The organism is Virgibacillus carmonensis, assembly GCF_057836705.1.
Genome location: NZ_JBYQFJ010000303.1, coordinates 1 through 577 on the forward strand (window position 1 = coordinate 1; position 577 = coordinate 577).

A 577-nucleotide genomic window follows, 5' to 3' on the forward strand; every position below is an offset into this window, starting at 1 on the left:
AAATGAAAAGGCGATTCATATCTATAAAAAAGTTGGTTTTTCAGTTGAAGGTGAGCTAAAGGATGAATTTTTCGTTGAAGGCAGCTACCATAATGCTGTAAGAATGTATATCTTTCAGCAGCAATATCTAGAAAATAATAAACGTACTACGGATTTATTGTGAAACAAGCGTCACGTTTCTTCTCGTACTATTTGGTACTTTCGGAATAAAAGGTTTTGAAAAAAGCCTGTATCAATGATTACTTGGTAATCCGTGATACAGGCTTTATCTATTCGTAACTAAACTGTCCTAACTTGAATAAAAACGGAAATTACTGGGGAAAAGAGGAGTAGCGAACAGCCAGTTGGGTTGAGATAATGAGACGAAGGAAAAGGCAAAATGTGCGTAATCCAGGTGTGATTTTTCCATCGAATAGGTCAAAGAATTAGCTGAGAACCTGAATGATCAGTTTCCTATCGCTGCTGATTAAAGCAGCTCCAATGGCATTGATATCGACAAAACGGCCGCTTAAAGGGGATTTGAAATAATGAAAAGTTTTGAGTATGGAGATGAAAAAATCAGTGACGGGGAAATTAT

At 36.6% G+C, this 577-nt stretch carries 1 pseudogene; it reads left to right on the forward strand.

Annotation, left to right across the window (positions count from 1 at the left end):
- Nucleotides 1-163, forward strand: a pseudogene (locus AC3G7N_RS22000) (spermidine acetyltransferase); the annotation flags it as partial.
- Nucleotides 164-577 lie beyond the last annotated feature (414 nt).